At 60.4% G+C, this 16,601-nt stretch carries 21 protein-coding genes; 9 read left to right on the top strand and 12 right to left on the bottom strand.

Annotation, left to right across the window (positions count from 1 at the left end; all coding sequences use genetic code 11):
• Together ACEN84_RS31515 and ACEN84_RS31510 are read right to left on the bottom strand one after the other, a co-directional pair.
• Positions 1-1,650, bottom strand: a complete 1,650-nt coding sequence (locus tag ACEN84_RS31515) for an acyltransferase (RefSeq protein ID WP_413711869.1) — start codon at positions 1,648-1,650, stop codon at positions 1-3.
• A 17-nt stretch (positions 1,651-1,667) separates the two neighbouring features.
• Positions 1,668-2,936, bottom strand: coding sequence for an ABC transporter substrate-binding protein (locus ACEN84_RS31510; protein ID WP_413711868.1), 1,269 nt, complete (start codon positions 2,934-2,936; stop codon positions 1,668-1,670).
• A 159-nt stretch (positions 2,937-3,095) separates the two neighbouring features.
• Here ACEN84_RS31510 and ACEN84_RS31505 point away from each other — a divergent pair, with 159 nt between their 5' ends.
• Both ACEN84_RS31505 and ACEN84_RS31500 read left to right on the top strand, forming a co-directional pair.
• The gene (locus ACEN84_RS31505) at positions 3,096-4,148 is read left to right on the top strand and encodes a LacI family DNA-binding transcriptional regulator (RefSeq protein WP_162708626.1); all 1,053 of its coding nucleotides are present in this window, start codon (positions 3,096-3,098) and stop codon (positions 4,146-4,148) included.
• Between the two features lie 41 nt (positions 4,149-4,189).
• On the top strand, positions 4,190-5,488 hold the full coding sequence (locus ACEN84_RS31500; RefSeq protein ID WP_413711867.1) for a hypothetical protein: 1,299 nt from the start codon (positions 4,190-4,192) through the stop codon (positions 5,486-5,488).
• On the opposite strand, the gene ACEN84_RS31495 is transcribed toward ACEN84_RS31500, so the two are convergent.
• From ACEN84_RS31495 to ACEN84_RS31475, 5 genes are read right to left on the bottom strand one after another with little or no spacing between them, the layout of a single operon-like run.
• Complete coding sequence (locus ACEN84_RS31495) at positions 5,485-6,063, bottom strand: hypothetical protein (protein WP_413711866.1); 579 nt, start codon at positions 6,061-6,063, stop codon at positions 5,485-5,487. The two genes, ACEN84_RS31500 and ACEN84_RS31495, sit on opposite strands and share 4 nt — an antisense overlap.
• On the bottom strand, positions 6,053-6,616 hold the full coding sequence (locus ACEN84_RS31490) for a hypothetical protein (protein ID WP_413711865.1): 564 nt from the start codon (positions 6,614-6,616) through the stop codon (positions 6,053-6,055). The genes ACEN84_RS31495 and ACEN84_RS31490 overlap by 11 nt, the downstream gene beginning before the upstream one ends.
• A complete protein-coding gene (locus ACEN84_RS31485; protein WP_413711864.1) occupies positions 6,613-7,200 on the bottom strand; it encodes a hypothetical protein in 588 nt (195 codons plus the stop codon). The genes ACEN84_RS31490 and ACEN84_RS31485 overlap by 4 nt, the downstream gene beginning before the upstream one ends.
• A 31-nt stretch (positions 7,201-7,231) precedes the next feature.
• Positions 7,232-7,789, bottom strand: a complete 558-nt coding sequence (locus tag ACEN84_RS31480; protein ID WP_413711863.1) for a DsbA family protein — start codon at positions 7,787-7,789, stop codon at positions 7,232-7,234.
• A 48-nt stretch (positions 7,790-7,837) separates the two neighbouring features.
• A complete protein-coding gene (locus ACEN84_RS31475) occupies positions 7,838-8,170 on the bottom strand; it encodes a DUF6665 family protein (protein WP_413712529.1) in 333 nt (110 codons plus the stop codon).
• A gap of 161 nt (positions 8,171-8,331) precedes the next feature.
• Between ACEN84_RS31475 and ACEN84_RS31470 the strand changes: the two genes are divergently transcribed.
• Positions 8,332-8,583 carry a hypothetical protein gene (locus ACEN84_RS31470; protein ID WP_130280004.1) on the top strand — a complete coding sequence of 84 codons (252 nt, stop codon included), beginning with the start codon at positions 8,332-8,334 and terminating at the stop codon, positions 8,581-8,583.
• 15 nt (positions 8,584-8,598) lie between these two features.
• Here ACEN84_RS31470 and ACEN84_RS31465 read toward each other — a convergent pair whose 3' ends face one another.
• Positions 8,599-8,769, bottom strand: a complete 171-nt coding sequence (locus ACEN84_RS31465; protein WP_162708622.1) for a hypothetical protein — start codon at positions 8,767-8,769, stop codon at positions 8,599-8,601.
• Positions 8,770-8,962: 193 nt separating this feature from the next.
• Between ACEN84_RS31465 and ACEN84_RS31460 the strand changes: the two genes are divergently transcribed.
• Positions 8,963-9,169 (top strand): hypothetical protein, encoded by a 207-nt coding sequence (locus ACEN84_RS31460; protein ID WP_112712372.1) that lies wholly within the window; start codon positions 8,963-8,965, stop codon positions 9,167-9,169.
• Here ACEN84_RS31460 and ACEN84_RS31455 read toward each other — a convergent pair.
• Entirely contained in the window at positions 9,166-9,390 is a 225-nt protein-coding gene (locus ACEN84_RS31455; protein ID WP_130280000.1) for a hypothetical protein, read from the bottom strand. The two genes, ACEN84_RS31460 and ACEN84_RS31455, sit on opposite strands and share 4 nt — an antisense overlap.
• 232 nt (positions 9,391-9,622) lie before the next feature.
• Here ACEN84_RS31455 and ACEN84_RS31450 point away from each other — a divergent pair, with 232 nt between their 5' ends.
• Positions 9,623-10,897, top strand: coding sequence for a hypothetical protein (locus tag ACEN84_RS31450; protein ID WP_413711862.1), 1,275 nt, complete (start codon positions 9,623-9,625; stop codon positions 10,895-10,897).
• Between the two features lie 78 nt (positions 10,898-10,975).
• Here the strand turns inward: ACEN84_RS31450 and ACEN84_RS31445 are convergent, their stop codons facing one another.
• The gene (locus ACEN84_RS31445; protein ID WP_112712366.1) at positions 10,976-11,179 is read right to left on the bottom strand and encodes a cold-shock protein; all 204 of its coding nucleotides are present in this window, start codon (positions 11,177-11,179) and stop codon (positions 10,976-10,978) included.
• A gap of 216 nt (positions 11,180-11,395) precedes the next feature.
• Here ACEN84_RS31445 and ACEN84_RS31440 point away from each other — a divergent pair, with 216 nt between their 5' ends.
• Positions 11,396-12,205 (top strand): phosphate/phosphite/phosphonate ABC transporter substrate-binding protein, encoded by an 810-nt coding sequence (locus tag ACEN84_RS31440; RefSeq protein ID WP_413711861.1) that lies wholly within the window; start codon positions 11,396-11,398, stop codon positions 12,203-12,205.
• An 8-nt stretch (positions 12,206-12,213) separates the two neighbouring features.
• Here the strand turns inward: ACEN84_RS31440 and ACEN84_RS31435 are convergent, their stop codons facing one another.
• Entirely contained in the window at positions 12,214-13,236 is a 1,023-nt protein-coding gene (locus tag ACEN84_RS31435; protein WP_413711860.1) for an NADP-dependent oxidoreductase, read from the bottom strand.
• A gap of 1,000 nt (positions 13,237-14,236) precedes the next feature.
• On the opposite strand from ACEN84_RS31435, the gene ACEN84_RS31430 reads away from it, so the two are divergent.
• The 3 genes from ACEN84_RS31430 to ACEN84_RS31420 all read left to right on the top strand — a co-directional run bounded on the left by ACEN84_RS31430 (position 14,237) and on the right by ACEN84_RS31420 (position 15,682).
• Positions 14,237-14,470: an SDR family oxidoreductase gene (locus ACEN84_RS31430; protein WP_413711859.1), complete on the top strand. Its 234-nt coding sequence runs from the start codon at positions 14,237-14,239 to the stop codon at positions 14,468-14,470.
• 283 nt (positions 14,471-14,753) lie between these two features.
• Complete coding sequence (locus ACEN84_RS31425) at positions 14,754-15,182, top strand: hypothetical protein (RefSeq protein WP_413711858.1); 429 nt, start codon at positions 14,754-14,756, stop codon at positions 15,180-15,182.
• Between the two features lie 65 nt (positions 15,183-15,247).
• Positions 15,248-15,682 carry a hypothetical protein gene (locus tag ACEN84_RS31420; RefSeq protein WP_413711857.1) on the top strand — a complete coding sequence of 145 codons (435 nt, stop codon included), beginning with the start codon at positions 15,248-15,250 and terminating at the stop codon, positions 15,680-15,682.
• A 216-nt stretch (positions 15,683-15,898) separates the two neighbouring features.
• Here ACEN84_RS31420 and ACEN84_RS31415 read toward each other — a convergent pair whose 3' ends face one another.
• The gene (locus tag ACEN84_RS31415) at positions 15,899-16,342 is read right to left on the bottom strand and encodes a hypothetical protein (RefSeq protein WP_413711856.1); all 444 of its coding nucleotides are present in this window, start codon (positions 16,340-16,342) and stop codon (positions 15,899-15,901) included.
• Positions 16,343-16,601 lie beyond the last annotated feature (259 nt).

Raw genomic sequence — 16,601 nt, 5'->3', positions numbered from 1 at the left:
CTAAAGCCCGAGACCGACGGTTTCGGTGCGATGGACACCTTTGGGAACGAAGGCAAAGGCGCCAGCAAGCCCGAGATAGTCGGCGGCGAGATGAACGACCGAGAGCCACATCTCGGTGCCCTGAAGGCTAGCCGGGCTGCCGTCGGCAAAGGCAAAACCCTCGCCATCCTGCCATCGATCAAGCGCTCTTACGATAATCTTGCGCGCAATCTCTTCGCCATCGCCGCGCCGGTAATCGGTCTGCCGCGCGATCAGCAGCAGTGGGTGGATCGTGTCGAGGAGATTGCACGCGGTGTATTTGGCGCCGGTGAAACCCTCGTGATTGCGGTAGTTCAGCAGCACCGTTTCGAAGGATGCCTGCGGGTTCGGAAGCGGAACCCCGAATTGCGCATAGGTGCCGCGGGTCAGGCGGTAGAAGCCGTTGACCGGCTGCAGCCAGCCTTCGAGCGTTGTGGGCTCGCCCCAAAGGCCGGTCGCCTTGTTGATATGTCGAGTGAGCCAATCGAAGAGCGCCTGGCGCGGTTGCTCGACGTTGAAATAGCGGGCGTTGAAATACATCGCCGTTCCGATCGCGTCGACGACGCTCCCGGCACTCCAGGCCGATGTCTTCCAGGGCAGAGCTGAAAGCCACCGGTCGAGCTCGTCCGCATCGATCTGCACCGCCTGGATAGCCTGGCGCGGACGCGATCCGAGCACTTCGAGCGCATATCCGACGGAAAGGACGTTATAGAGTGCCTTCGGATCTTCCCGGAGCGGACGATCCCGCGGTGTATTCTTTTCAGGGAAGAGACCGGTCTCCTCGTCCTGCAGGTCCTGCAGAAGCTCGATCGTCGCCGTCGTATCGAGGCCCGGCGGAAATGCCCCGAACCCTGCGGCAATCTCGATCGCATCGTTGAGATGCCGGGCGGCCGGGCGGCTGATGCCGTCGGCTTCCAGCGATTCATAGACTTCGGCGGTTTTCCAGCGCCCGAGAATTTCGGGCCATTGCGCCTGCGCCTTGCTGCCGAGCTTCTGAAGCCGGTCCTCGACGCCGCCGGAAGCGGACAGGCGGGAGGGGGCGCCGCGCTTGCGGATGACGCGCGCGGGCACGCCGCCGGCAATCGACATCGGCGGGATCTCGCCGGCGACGACGGCGCCCGCGGCGATCACCGCGCCGCTGCCGATGATTGCGCCGTCAAGAATGACGGCATTGGCGCCGATCCACACATCGTCGCCAATCGTGATGCCCGTGGTCGTCACTTTCTGGCGGTGGATCGGCAGGCTGGTGTCATCGAAGCCATGGTTGAAGCCGACGATCGATGCATGTGATGCGATCCTGACACCGTTGCCGCAGGCAACTTTTCCGGAGATGCAGGCATAGGGGTTGACGGTGCAATCGTCGCCGAACGTGATGTTGCCCCTGACCAGCGCATGGCCGGCAATCCAGGACCGCTCACCCATCTTGAGCCTTTCGGTGAAGATGGCGGCATGCTCGGCAATGTAGGCCGTCTCCGCCAGTTCAGCGCCGCACGCCCTCTGGAGCGCCGCCTTGCGTGCCAGATGCGCCGGATGAAGCAGGTCGCCGGCCACATGTTCCCAGGGAAGGAACTGCAGCCGGCGTGCTTCATCCTCTTTATCCACGGCCGGGTTCGGATTGTTTCGCTGATCCATGATCGTCCCGTTGCGGTCTAGCCGCCCAGTATGCGCTTGCCTTCCGACATCAGCTGCTTGCCTGCGTCGGACGGCGAGATCTGCTCGAAGGCCAGGCTGTCAGCCGTAGCCGTCAAAACCTGCTGCGAAAACTCCGCTGCCCCGATCGGGATGGCAGGTGGATATGGCCCGACCCGGTCCTTCAGCGAGGCGATATAGTCGATCGTCTGCTTCGAGATCTTGTCGCCGGTCGCCGCCACGTCACCCTGGATCTTCGTATTCACGGGCACGCCGCGCTCGGTTCCGAGCGCATGTCCGGCATTGGTGTCATTGACGAAGAAGTTGATGAACTTGGCCGCCGTCTCTGGCGATTTCGACCAGGGTGAGATCGACCATAGCGTCGAGGGGCGGTAAAACAACCCCGAAGGGCCGCCGGCATCCTGTACCGGAAGCGAACCGATCGACATCTCGGATTTCGCAAGCGCGCCGTAGCCGGCAAGCTGGTTGGAATAGGCAAAAGCCATGACGGCATTGCCGCTGGCGATCGGGTTCGTCTCGATATTGCCCTTGTCGAGCGCCTGGATGTCGGCGGTGACGCATGCGCCCGCCTTGGCCATCTGGTCCCAATAGTCGAACCATTCGATGGCATCCGCCTCTTCGAAGCCGAGATGTCCGTCCTGCGTGAACAGCGTCTTGCCGCGCTGGCGCAGCCAGACCTCGAAGACGAAGCTGTAGCGCGCGCCGTTGCCGACGGCGAAGAGATTTCCGGAACCCGCCGCCTTCTTGAAATCGGTGCAGATCGTCTTGAATTGCTCCCAGGTGGTGGCCGCCGTGGGCCCGGGGACGCCCGCCTTCTCCAGGGCAGTCTTGTCGACGATGAGCGCGGCGGCGTTCAGCGATGTCGGTATGCCCGTCAGCTTGCCGTCGACCGTTCCGAGATCGAGGGCGCCGGGCGAGAAATCCTTTGAGGCGATGATGCTGTCGTGGAACGGTGAAAGATCGAGCGTCGCGCCGCGGCGCGAATAATCGGCAAAGGTCACCGGTTCCAGAGCGAAGACATCGGGCACGTTGCGGCCGGCGACCATCGTCGCGAGCTTCACCCAATAGTCCGACGTGGCGACCTGCCCGACGAATTTCGCGTCAGGAGTGGCGGCTTCGAACTGCTTGATGACCTCGCCGGTCCGTTTCGCGCGATCGGGGTTTCCCCACCAGAAGACCCGCAGCGATTCTTCCGCCGCCATGGCGCGAGGAATGTCGATGACCGCTGCCGCGAGTGCGCTTGCGATAAATTCCCTTCGTCTCAGCATCTTCCCCTCCCAGGTCAATGCCGCCCGCTTGATGCGGCGACGGGGCAACGATAAACGAAAATGTGATGCAGAAAAGAAAAATTTCGTACAGAACGAAAATTTCTTCCTCTCTGGTGAAGGGCGCTTTTCTCGTGCTAGATGGAATGCGAGGAGAGCCCGATGTCACGCAGATCGAGAATTGCCGATATTGCCGAAGCCGCCGGCGTTTCGATTGCGTCGGTCTCCAAGGCGCTCAACAACCGCTCCGGCGTCGGCAACGAAAGCCGCGAGCGCATCCTCGAAGCGGCCGCGCGTCTCGACTACCGGCACAGGAACAATGACCTCGCCGAGGCCTTTCCCTCCGGCCTTGCCGTGGTGACGACGGCGGCGCTCTATCTCAATTCGAAATTCTACGAAGGCGTCATTCAGGGCGCGCTCGATGCGGCGCGCGAGGCCGGCATCGATGCCAAGGTCAATCTGCTGACGCCCGATATCGAGACCGGAAGCGTCAATGTCGAGAACCTGCTTGCGGCCGAAGGCGCGTCCCTTCTGCTCGTCGGGCTCGATCATCCCGTCCTCATCGAGCAGGTCGTCAGAAGCAGGGCGCCGGCTGTCATCGTCAATGGTATCGACCGGACGATGCGGATCTCCTGCGTCTTGCCGGATAACCGTTCGGCCGGATGGCTGGCGACGACGCGGCTCCTGTCGGAGGGGCATACCGAGATCGTTCATGTCAGCCGTCTGTTCAGGACCTCGCTCAAGGAGCGCTTCGACGGCTTCCGCGATGCCATGCAGGAAGCGGGCATTGCGATCGATCCCGAACGGCATCTGTTCGACCTGACGGCCGCCGGCATTCTCGAGCCGGATACCTCCAAGGCCCTGATCGAATCCATGCAGAAGGGCCGCTTCGAGAAGGCAACGGCTTTCGTCTGCAGCAACGACATCATGGCGCTCGGCGTGGTCGATGCGCTGCGCGGGCGCGGCCACAGTATCCCGCGCGATTTCTCGGTCATCGGCATGGACGACATCTCGATTGCCCAGCACAGCAACCCGCCACTGACGACGATGAGGATCGAGCGCGAGGAGCTCGGACGCGTTGGCTGGGAAATCCTGAAGGAAAGGGCGCTGAACCCGGATGCCAGGGTGCGGCGCGTGGGGATGTCCGTCAGGCTCATCGAGCGCGCCACCGTCGGCCCGCCGCGCCACTATCTCCGTTCCTCGCCAAATCGATAGGTGGGGTGGCGTTTTCCAGTGTGCTGGTTAGTATCAGAGACATGACCGCGCTCGTTCAGGACAGCACTTCGCCGGTGCGCCCGCTCTTCCGGCTTCCCTCTCTCACACTTCGTCTTCTGTGGCGGTTCTGGCCGCAATTGATGGCGCTCTGGCTGGTCGGCGTTATCGGCAACGCTGTATTGAACGAGATCGCCGTGATGCTTGGGCGATTGAATGGCATCGCCGGCCTGTCGATGCTCGCCTTCGTCGTTCTCCTCAAGCTCGTGATCATCGTCGCCCTGTTCCAGACGGTAAGGCCGGGTCTCCCCGCGCTCGATGCCGCTTCGCGCACTGCCGAGGCGCGGCCGGAGAGGGCGAAGGGTTCGGATGCCGGAGCTTCCGGCTTCACCTCGGCTTTGGCGCTGACGCTCCTGCCGTTCTTTGCCTACTACACCGCCTGGGGCCTGCTCGGCGATACGATCCGCGAATATTCGAAACTCTCCTTCGACCTAACGATGTTTGGCGAGGACGCCAATATTCTGGAGTTTTCGACAAGCACCTGGCTCATCGCCTCGGTTGCCATCGCTTGGGCGGTGCGCCGGTTTGCCAAGGCGATGCACAAGCGCTCGAAGTCGCCGGTCTGGCCGCTGGTGATCGTCGTCTGCGACGCCAACTGGGCGTTCATCGGTCTCTATGTGATTTCAAGCTGGGAAGACGAGATCAGGGCTTGGGTCGCTCACCTGCCGGAGGCAATCGGCCAGTTGTTTGCCGCGCTCGACCCCATCGGAAACGCGATCGCCGCGACAACCTTTCCGCCGACGGCGGAAGCGGCGTCGATCAGCACCTATGATCAGATCCGCAACCTGTTCTTCTATGCCGTCTATCCGGCAGTGTGGCTGACGCTCGCCGCAATCATCTACGGCTATGACATCAATGGCGAGCGGCCGATGAGCGAGGGGCGCATCGCCCGGATCGTGTCGCGCTGGGACGGGCTTCCGTCCTTCATCCGGGACTTCATTGCCCATTTCATCGCCGGGACGGCGAAGCGCTACAGGGCGCTGGCGGAAGGCATTGGGCTGGCGATCGGCTCCGGTCTCGCCTTGGCCCTCAGCGTCATTGTGCTTTACCGGGTGCTGGATTGGGCGGCTGCCTGGGCCTGGTATGGAACTGCCAATCTCATCGGTCCCCACGATCTTCACACCTGGCAGATCATCTCGCAGGGGATATCGCTGTTTCTCGGAAGCCCGAGCGCGCCCGGGGATGTCGGCGTTCTCGTCGTCCCGGTGAAAATCTGCCTGCTTGCCGCTGCGCTCGAAATCGGCTTCGCGCAGGGCCGCGAGTGGCGGCGCAGCGCCAGCTAGTTCTGCTGCAAGCCGAGCGGCAGGGCCAGAGCCTCCGGCCGCGTCGATGCAAAACTCAGCCTTGCCTGAAGCGACTGCGCCGCGCTGGCGGGGATCACGAATTTTTCCTCGATCTCGACCTCGGCATCCCTGGCCGGCGGCTGGCGGGACGCTGCTGCGCATCCCTCGACCGGCTTTGCCTGCGGATCGAGCGTGCGGCTGATCGTGTCGGAGGAGATGAAATCGAGCGGCGCCCACTGCCGGCCGCTGCCGTCGGTCAGCGACATCGTGCAATCGAACCAGCCATCGCCGATCTCGCCTTCCGCCTTTGCAGCGAGGCGAACGATCAGCAGCCGCCTTTCGCCGGGAAAGGTCACCTTGGTATCGCGGCCATCGCCGATCAGCCGGACCTTTTCAAGTCTCCAGAGGGCACCGGCATAGGCCTTCTGCTCGCTATTCTCGCGAATGCTGAGCTCGTTGCGCTGCACATAGTCCTCGATATTGCGCCAGGCAAACACGCCGTAGCTGGCAACCAGCAGGACCGGAAGCGCGCAAATGGACAGCAGACGGAAGCGGCGTTCGGTTCTAGAGGCCATTTTCGCCGATCTCCGCAATCTTGCGTGTCTCGATGCCGTTCTGATCGAGACGGATGTGGATCTCCGCGTCGAGCTGCGGTCCCGGTTGGCGCGAGACGATGAGGGTCATGTCAGCGGTTTCCTCTTCCGGCATCTCGAAGATGAAGAGGCCGCTGGCCGGAAGGCCGGGCTGCAGCGTCTTGTCGCTGAAAAGCTGCGGCGCGCCATCGGCGCGGTGGGTCTGCCGGTAAAGCCGGCCGGAGGCGCCCTCGATCGCCGCGGCGCGGAGCGGCATGGTCTCGTGCTTCGTCTCGGCATCGGCGGTGACGATCACGAAAATCCCTTGCGTATTGAGCGACACCGGACTGCCATATCGCTTGAAGGCGAGGGTTTTCGCCCGCAGGACCTTGTTGGCCTTGAGGCTGAACGCGTCGCTTTCGACTGTCTGGCGCTGCGGACCGAAGGTTTCGAGCGGGCCGGTCAGCACGGCATAGGACGGCGTTGTCGAATGCAGAAATGCCAGCACGGCAAAGGCGGCGATGACCAGCAACAGCGATGTCAGAAGCCGTATCATTGCGCCGCTCCCTGCTGCGAAAGCGGCAGCTCGACCTTGGCGACGTCGCTCGTCGGAAACCACCCGGGCGCCGCATAGAGATTGTCCTTCGCCTTGTAGGTGGTTCCGGCAATGGTGAGGCTCAGCCTGTCCGGCAGTTTCTGCGAGGCCGGCACCTGCCAGACGACAGCGATCTTCTCGGGCATCAACGGCTGGAGATCCCAGAGCGTTCCCCGATCACGCGTCAGGTAGAATTGCGGCTCCGGCGCATCCGCCAGATCCGGCCTGATCGTTCTCCTGTAGAGGTTCGAGCTTTCCTCCGTGATATTCTCCAGCGCCGCTTCGACGACAAGCGCCTTCTTGCCGTCGGGGATGCGCGAGCCGTCAGGCATTTCGCTCGAAATTTGCGCCGAATAGAGCGTCACATTCCACTGGCCGCTATCGACCGATGTGCCCGGCGCGACCGTCGCAATCTCGCCCGCCGTCCGCGCCTGATAGAGCGACAGGCCGAGCGAAAGCGCTGCGGCCGCAAAGCCGCCGATCCCGGCAATGAGCTTTGCCGTGAACGCCTTTCTCGCTTTCTGACTTCTCGATGGCTGCTTCATGCGTCAATCGGTTCGCGCTTGTCAGGCGCTCTCACCCCACAAGCTTCTTGGCCCAGACTTCGATCTCGTCTCCGCTGCCGAGATCGGGCTGCACCAATCCGTCGATCATGAAGGTGGGCGAGACATGGATGCCGTTCTGGCGGGCATATTTGGCGTGCCATTTGATCTCGCGGTCGAGATCGGCGATCGCGAAGGCTTCGGCGAGCTGGAGGCCGCTGTAATTGGCGATCCGCTTGAGGATGTCGTTCGGCGTCGCGTCCATATTGGGGCCGCCGGCGTGGTGGGTGAACTCGAATTCCTCGCGGTGATCGCCGACGGCCGCGAGCACTTTTCTGGCGCTTTCCTTGCCGCCCTCAAGCGTCGATGCCGCCAGAATGGCGCGGACGATGACACCGGAAAACATGTGCCAGGGCTGGGACTGCAGGCGGATCTTGATGGTGATGCGATCCTCTCCGGCAAGTTTCAGCAGGTCGTCGAGCTTGCGGAACGCCTTGACGGAATAGGGGCAGGTCGGCTCCAGAAAAGCCTCGAAGATCCGCTTTCCGTTGCCCCATTCCAATGGGTCGGCTTTCCAGTTCGTCATGCTCATCGTCGATGTTCCTCGGGATTGATATTTCGGGATCGGTGGGGCGGTCGGCTATCGCCGCGGGGCTGCGCCGAGACGCGCAAGCACGTGGTTGGGAATGCCGTAACGCTGGATGACATCGCGGGTGTTGCGCAATCCGCAAATGTCGCGCTGCACGAAAAGCGCCCAGACGGCCTGCGCTGCCGTATCGACGAGCTGCTCGCGCTCGGCTACCGGCACGCCCTTCTCTTCGGCTGTCATGAGGGAACAAAGAGCCTGCTCGACGGACAATCCCTGGCGGCCAAGCGAACTCGCGCGTTCAGCCGCCAGCTCATATTCGAGGACGCCCAAGCCGGTCTCGGCCAAGTTCGATGGGTTCAAGCTGCGGGGTGCGCGCATTGTCAGCCAATCAAATATGTCATCGCTATCCAAGGTCTTACACCATAGGCAGGCGAAAACGGAACCCTTGAACTGACGCTAACGAGAGATAGCTGACCATTCACAGGCGGCAGTCATGAAGTCGCCAAACTGATGGTTAATGCTGACGTCAAAGCGAGGAGGTAAGCGTGTCAGTCACTGATGATCGCTATGTCGAGATAACGACCCATCTGCGCTCGGCGCAGTCGTTTTGTGACTTCCTGTCGAAGGGAGGCACCGTTCGCGTCGCCCAGTCCGACGGCGGTGCTTTCAAGGATGTGACCGCCGAGCTTCTGTTGCGGCAGCAGAATGAGGTGCAGCGGCTGAAGCAGGTGCGCAGAACCCTGTTCCCCGATCGCGCCGACGAAGATTTCCAGCCGGGCCTCTACAGCCACCACTGAAATGATTTCCACCAATCAGGCGGCGAGCGGCTCCCGCTGCTTGCCCTTGCTGCCGAGCTGACGATTGCGGTCGTTGGCAGCGGTTTCCAGAACCTTGGCAAAGTCGCCCAGGCTCACCTTGTCGGCGCGCAGCAGCAGCCGGATCAGCGGATCCTTCAGGGCTTCGGACATCGTCAAATCTTGCATGATTATCTCCATCTTTGCGAAGGAGATTACCACCGCTCTGTAAAGGCGGCATGTCGTGCCGGTGGCAAAACTAAGGCAAGGACATCGAAGATTTAGGACGACTACAAAGTCTAATCAGTAATTTCTCATATAATATTTACGAATTGACGCGAAATTAGACAGAATCTCAAAGTCGATCTCTGGTGAGGCTGTCGTGTTTGTTGTGTCGATTATAGATGACGGCGACGAGCGGAACTTTGTTGCTACCGATCTTCGTGTTGATCACGGCGATATCCTCATAGAGGCTGGCGGCGTTCGCCACCTCTTCAGATTGGCCGATGTGATCGACATCGTCCCGATCGGCAAGGAGCGGGCCGAGATCGCCCGCAGCCCCGCCTTCCGTTGCCGCCTGGTCAGCTAGCGCTGCCGTCTGAACTCGACGGTGATCACATTGTCAGGCTGCGTCTCGATCTGCGGCGCCACGAATTCTTCCTCGGGCTCCCGCGGACCATCCCTGACCGCGATCAACTCGCGCAGGTCGCGAATCGTGCGGTGCTGAAAGGCCACGACCTTCTTGTAGAAGTCGACGATGTCCTGATGTTCTTTCTGGGTGATGAATTGCTTTTCCAGCCGCTCGCTCATGGTGAAAGGCTCCTCTTCTAGTCTGCAAACGAGCGAAGCCGGCGCACGTTCCGTCCTTCGAAAGCCTATGGTTAGCAAAGTGTTGCGCCTCGACGCGGGGCTGTTGCCGGGAGGAGACGGCGAGGCTGACGCCGCCGATATTCGGCTGCGGTTTGGTCGATTTCGCTTGAGCCGGGCGACGCGGGATGACTAGATCGGGCCGTTTCCAGCCGGTGATTTTCGAGGAGCTTTCATGCGCTTTGCGGCTTTGGCTTTCCTTTCCTTCGTCGCCACGGCGCCCCTTGCCGCTGCCGGCGAGGCCGTCACCTTTTCGGGCACGATCGGCAAGCTGCCGATCATCGTCGAGCTCGCCAATGGCGCCAGCGGCCAATACGAGGCCGGGCGTTATTCCTATATGGCGAAGGGCGCCGACATACCGCTGCATGTTTCCGCAAACGGTAAGGGCAGCGTGACCCTTGAGGAGGAAAAGCCCTGCACGCCGAAGCTCTGCAAGAAGGCGGATGACAGTCAGGTCGACGAGGCCCCGATCGGCGCCATCTGGAGCCTGAAGGCCGATGCCGCCGGCGGTCTTGCCGGAACCTGGAAGGACGCCGAGAGCGGCAAGGTGTTGCCCATAAAGCTGGAGCGGAAGGGCAGCCGTATCTTGCGCGATTCCGATGATCTCTTCGATGCGATGGATCCCGGCTACTATCCGTCCGGACATCCGGAGCCGCCGGTTTTCACCGCGAAGGACCTGCCCTACGACTTCCTCAAGGTCTCACGCCCGTTGAAGGAAGGGCCGGTCACCAATGCTGGTCAGCTGAGCTATCGGATGGATGAGGACAGCCGCGTCGGGCTCGCCTATCCCACCGTCGTCTCGCTTGGCGGCGAGGATATCGGGCCGATCAATGCCTATCTCGCCCAGCAGCGGCTGCAGTTCGAAATCCCGGCCTTCACCTGCCTGTCGCGCGCCTATCTCGGCTTTGCCTGGTCCGGTTTCGATGGCGAGGGGACGAGCGGCTTCGATGGTGGCGGCCAGGTGACGGTCGAGCATCTCAGCCCGCGTCTCATCGGTATCTCCGAGAGCGGCAGCTTCTATTGCGGTGGGGCGCATCCTGACAATTTCACCGATCACCGGCTTGCCGATGCGCGCACCGGCCAGGCGCTGGTGCCGGAAAAGCTGTTGAAGGGCTGGGTTGCCAAGGACGATAGCGGCAACATTATCGACCCCGCCACGGCGGCGAAGGATGCGATCATCACCTGGGGGCCGGATGATGAGCTTGCTGCCTATGTGAATAGCCATCGCGACAAGATGGATGCCGATAGCGAGCAGGATTGCGGCTATGACGATCTCGCCAAGCAGAACCTCGCCGTCTATTTCACGCAGGATAGCCTGGTCTTCACGCTGCAGGGCCTGCCGCATGTGATCTTCGCCTGCACCTACGACATGCTGAGTGTGCCGCTGAAGGACGCTCGGCCGCTTCTGACCGACGCGGGCGCGAAGTATTTTGCGGAGCTGGATAACTAGCTGCGCTAAGGCGAACCATCGTCGCCTATGGTCATCTCCGGCCCGCCCGCATCGGTACGGGCCGGATATTTCAAGGGATTAGAGAACCGAAACGTTCTCAGCCTTGGACTTGCCGGTCTTGCGATCCTGGCCGACTTCGTAGCTCACCTTGTCGCCTTCACGCAGCGAGCTGCCGCGCTGCAGAGCGGAGACGTGGACGAATACATCCTGGCCGCCGTTTTCCGGCGTGATGAATCCAAAGCCCTTGTCATCGTTGAAGAATTTTACGGTACCCGTAGCCATTGACGTTCCTTTTATGTCAGCTGGTCTGAAATCGACGGCAGACCCTATCGTCCGAGCCTTGATATATCAATGGCTTAGACAGCGCTGAATTGCTCTCTTTTGCGTTTCTTTCGCAATTTATCGGCAAAACCCAGGATTTGCGGGCATTTTCGGGGGATGGCATGGGCGCAAGAACCACCGTTGCACGACACCGCTGCTGCCAATATTGGACGAATTATGAGCCTTGCCAGTATCGCCATGTATGTCACGCCCGCACCTCTCGCCGAGGCGACGGAGGCCCTTTGGTCGTTCCTCCGCGAGCAGCTTCTGGAGGCCGGGCTCTCCGGCGTACCGGAGAGACTCAGCCGGGATATAGCCTACGACGAGGCGTGGCTGCGGCCGGATCTCCTGCTTTCTCAGACTTGCGGATATCCCTATGTGACGCGGCTGCGAGGCAAAGTCCGCCTGGTCGCCACGCCGGAATACAACCATCCGGGCTGCTCCGGTCCGCTGATGCGCAGCTTCATCATTGCCCGGCGCGACTCGCCGTTCGGCGGTATCGAGGACCTGCGCGGCAAGATCGCCGCCATCAATAGCCCGGACAGCAATTCCGGCGCCAATCTCTTCCGGGCGGCTGTCGCGCCGCTCGCCGGAGGGCGGCCGTTCTTTGCCGGCGCGGTTCAGACCGGCAGCCACGGCGCCAGTATCGACGCGGTTGCGGCCGGGCAGGCCGATTGCGCTTCGATCGACTGCATCACCTTCGGCAATATCAGGCGGTTCGATCCGGCGAGGCTGGAGATGATTCGTGTCATCGCCAAAACACCGGCGGGGCCGGGACTGCCGTTCATCACCGCTGGCGACGCAAGCGATGAGCAGGTCGCTCTCCTCAGAGACGCATTATCGGTAGCAATCGCCGATCCATCGCTTGCGGGCGTTCGCGAGACGCTGGGGCTTACGGATATCACCATCCTGTCCGATGCCGACTACGAGCCGCTGCTTGAATTTGCCCGCCAGGCCGAGGCGCTGGGTTTCCGGGATTTCGGCTAAGGATTCCCTTATTCGCTGACGCGGATGATCAGCTTTCCAAAGTTCTTGCCCTGCAGCAGGCCGATGAAAGCCTGGGGTGCATTCTCAAGCCCATCGACGATGTCCTCGCGGAATTTCAGGCGGCCGTCTGCGATCCATGCCGACGCCTCGGTGAGAAAGTCGGGCCTCTGGTCCACGAATTCGCGCTGGATGAAGCCGCGCACCGTCAGGCTCTTGCGCAGCACGGCTCGCATGAAGCCGGGGAGGCGGTCGAGGCCTTCCGCGGGCTCGTTGTTGTAATGGGCGATCAGGCCGCAGACCGGTATGCGCGCGAAATCGTTGAGGAGCGGAAAGACCGCCTCGGCGACAGCGCCGCCGACATTCTCGAAATAGACATCGATCCCATCGGGGCAAGCCGCCGCGAGCTGAGCGCCAAAATCCTTGGCTCGGTGATCGATCGCCACATCGAAGCCGAGCTCGTCGCGGATGAAGGCACATTTCTCCGGCCCGCCGGCAATGCCGACAGCTCTGGCGCCTCTCAGTTTGGCAATCTGTCCGACGACCGATCCAACGGCACCGCTCGCAGCCGCGACGACGACGGTTTCGCCGGGCTTCGGCTTGCCGATATTGCGAAGTCCGGCATAGGCGGTGAAGCCCGGCATGCCGAGCACGCCGAGCGCCGTCGTGACCGGGGCCTGTGCGGGATCGAGCTTCCGCAAGCCGTCGCCGTTGGACGTGGCATAAAGCTGCCATCCCGAATGGGAGAGCACGATATCGCCGGATGCGAAATTGCTGTTGCGGCTGCTGACGACGCGGGCGACCGTGCCGCCCTCCATGACGCCGCCGAGCGCGACCGGCGCCGAATAGGATTTGGCGTCGTCCATCCGCCCGCGCATATAGGGATCGAGCGACAGGTAGAGGATCTGCAGCAGCAGTTCGCCTTCGCCGGGTTCCGGCGCGGCGGCCCGCTCGAGGCGGAAGTTATCAGGCACCGGCGCGCCCGACGGCCGCGATGCCAAGGTGATCTTCACGTTTTCGACAGGCTCGGGCATCGCTTCCCTCTTTAATTCGAATCTGGCGTACCCGGCGCGATCGGCAATGCGCTAGGTCGCCGAATTGTTCGAGGCGGTCTCCTCGAGCACCTCTTGTGGGGTGCCAACGAGTTTGACCTAAAAACTAGAGAAACGCTGTCTTCTCATAACCAATATCCGCTTTAAAGTGACCTTATTGTCAGCTTGGATTGTCCCAACCGCCGGCGCAAGCCCCGAAATAACAATTTCGGGCATTCTGCCGCGGCCGTCCGGCAGCGAGTTGGCGTCGAGTAAGAGGAACCCGATCGCGTTCGCAGGCGCTCATGACCGACGAAGCGGCCTCATCCGATGGAGAGGTTCAGGGGCTGTTCGATGGATGATCGAGTACGTCTAAGCGAAGTGACTAATGGGCAGGATTGATGTGAACCAAGAGGCCGCAGCCGCTCCTTAGTCCCCATTTTACTTTCGTCGGCGCAAAGGGCGTTGCCTGTGACGCTCTCAGTAGATACAGGCATGAGGACGCAGGAAAGAACATTTACCGACGCACTCGAGGATTACGTCCATGGCATGCTGCTGACACAATCGAGCGGCAGAGCTTGGCGTAGTGTCTCAATGCAACTTCTGTTGCATCGCCCATCTGACAGCAGGCTGTTGGTCCCGGCCGTTGCCGAACCGCTTTTGGTCTGGATCATCTCGGGTTCCGCCCGAGTGGAAGAGAAACTCGGGGAGCATGGCAGGCAAATGAGGTCTCAGCTGGCGATTTCTATCTTTCCAACACGTCCTCGCCCTATGAAATGCGCTGGACCGTGCTGTCGCCCGAACCATTCCTGCCGCGCGTCGTGGGGACCGGCTTAACGGGCTCGTTTCGAAGATCAATCCGATGGAGGTCAGGCGATCGCCGACAAAGCCCCGGTCGCCAAGGGCGTCGAGACGTTCGCCAGAGAATTCGGCACGGTCGATATCGTATTCAATAACGCTGGACTAATGCTTCTGTCCGATATGGATCTGCTTCAAACTGACGATGGGACCGAATGATCGACATCAATACAAAGGCGTGCTCAACACAACTGCGGGGGTCTTGCCGTTCATGATCAAGCAGAAATCCGGCCATGTCGTGAACACGTCCTCAATTGCTGGACTAAAAGTCTTCCCGGGTTTATCGGTCTATTCCGCTACCAAGCATGCGGATACGGCGCTGTCCGACGGCATGCGCATGGAATTTTGCCAGCCGCGAAGATACGTGGGAAAGATATAAACTCACCGCGCCCTCATTTGCCGGATTTCCCTGCTGGAACCTTCTGCGCAAAGGACGCGTTAGATGACGGTAACGCCTATGACGGCGTGATTGAACCGCTGCGGCGCACGAAATAGCACGCCGCTGGCGTCAACCGATCCCGAGCTCATGATCGAGGCTAGCGCAAAGCGGCTTATCGCCGATGGAAGCTCAGACGTATTAGCAGGACAAAAAAAGTCACAAAACCGTTCCCGCCGACCAATCCGTATTACAGAATCGTATTGAGGCAAAAAGAGTGTAGCATATGAGTGAAAGCGAAGATAAAACTATTCGGGCAAGAATTGGTCCCACGACGTTCACGCAGGATGATTACCTCCGCTGTCTTCGCAGGGTAGCCAAGGCTTGGACAAAGCGTGATGAGGAAGGCCCTGAGATTACCCGCTGGCGTGAAGAGACCCATTCGTTATTGGAGCAATCATGCCGGAACGTCCCTAGCGCCACCGGCCTAGAATTACCATTCCGACCGGAGCGAAAGCCGGAACGAGATGCAAAATTGCTGTTCGTTGGTGGGATGCTTAACGAATGCGGTAAGTTGAGGCTCGCACTGTTGGCCGAACTCCTACATGGTGAATGCACAGATGCGCAGTTTGTAGAAGGCGGGAGCATACTCAAAAGCATAGGTGGGACGCTGCTGCAGTTGATGAACGTTTTTTCTGACGCACCGCGCAAATAAATGATCAGTAAGGCGCAAATTTAAGGAATGCGCGTTAGTAGTGCGGCTACTAACAGGAGCACTCTATGAGTTTCGAAGAAATCTATTTGCTGTTGGCCGGCTACGATGGCTCGAGAAAATCCGAGGCTATTGCGACGTACAACGATGTACGCGAGCTGGCCACCGCAAACGCACTCTCGCTATTGGGTGCGGCCGAATCAAAGGCACGAGACCAGCAGCTCGAGGATGCTTGCGAGCTGCTGAGAGCAACAGAAGCTCTCGGGTACGTATTTTTGCATTTCCACGGCCACGCCATCGATGCTGGCGGCTCGCAGGCTCAGTCGCTCGAAAATCAGTATGAGCCTAGCTGGTCCCGATCGAGTGCAATGAGCTTTGGCATCCCGGCCCAGGAAAGCGGCCCGCGCACACCGATCATTTTGGAAGAGCCAGACTGGGTCAGTATTATGCATGACCTGAAGATCCGCTTTCCGGACCTCGAGCAATGGATGCGACCCATGTGAAGACGTCCGAACCTGAAATCGTGTTGGCTAGATTAGCTGGTAACTTGCATGGACGTTCGCATCCTGAGGGCCCGTACCTAGCTCAACCCAAATTGCCCTACAAGCTTAAAGGTACTGGAAGAGTCGAGATGTCTGTTGCGTAATCACGATCGGCGTTTTCGAGTCGAGCGCGATAGCACGAGCACCGTAGACTCGCTCATCAGAATTGCTGCCAATTCAGAGGGTGTCGCCGCGGATTTCTCTAACGGGAGCGCAATGCCCATCGACCTGAGCGGTGTGATTTTCTTCAGGAACAATGACGGTCTCGATCTTGATTTCGATCGCCCAGGAGACCTTTCTTGGCTGTTGCAACATGGTACGAGTTTCAACTAACCGGGCGCCCAGCGCGGATCTTTCTGGGTAGCGAGCGCTGAACAAGCCTTCGGAGAGGAGCCAAAGGTTGAAAGGGTGGTCCCAATCTAAAAGACTGCCCGCGCCGTGAATGTGCTCGTGATCGATAGCCTTGATAACTCTGATCAAAAGGCAGCAAAGCCGGCGTAACTCATGATCATCAACGCCGGCGATAATATCACTGGCGAGTGTCTGGAGTAGAATTCTCATTGGTGAAAAGTCTCCGCGCTCTTCGCAATCCTCGATGGCCTGAATAGCGACCAAAACCATAGACCTATCTACGGGCCCCCTCGCGTCAATTGCGTGCGTCGCATTTTCTCTTCTGTCGACTCTCTATACTCGTCTGAATTTTTGTCGGCCGCAAACGAGGAAGCGCCATTTCCGTGGAATGAATGTAGGAGTGGCACGGCAAACTCCTTCAACAGTAAGGTTCACTGTCCTTGGGGAAGTGCGCACTCGGTCTCCTCGACTTTGCTCCCCTTTTTTCGTCACCTCGCTATCGAGGCTCGCCCACCCTCCCCAGACCTTC

The sequence above is a fragment of the Rhizobium sp. Rhizsp82 genome, from assembly GCF_047325115.1.
In the GTDB taxonomy this organism is placed as follows: Bacteria; Pseudomonadota; Alphaproteobacteria; order Rhizobiales; family Rhizobiaceae; genus Rhizobium.
The sequence above is the reverse complement of the archived record's forward strand: the minus strand, read 5'-3'. Positions and strand labels throughout refer to the sequence as shown.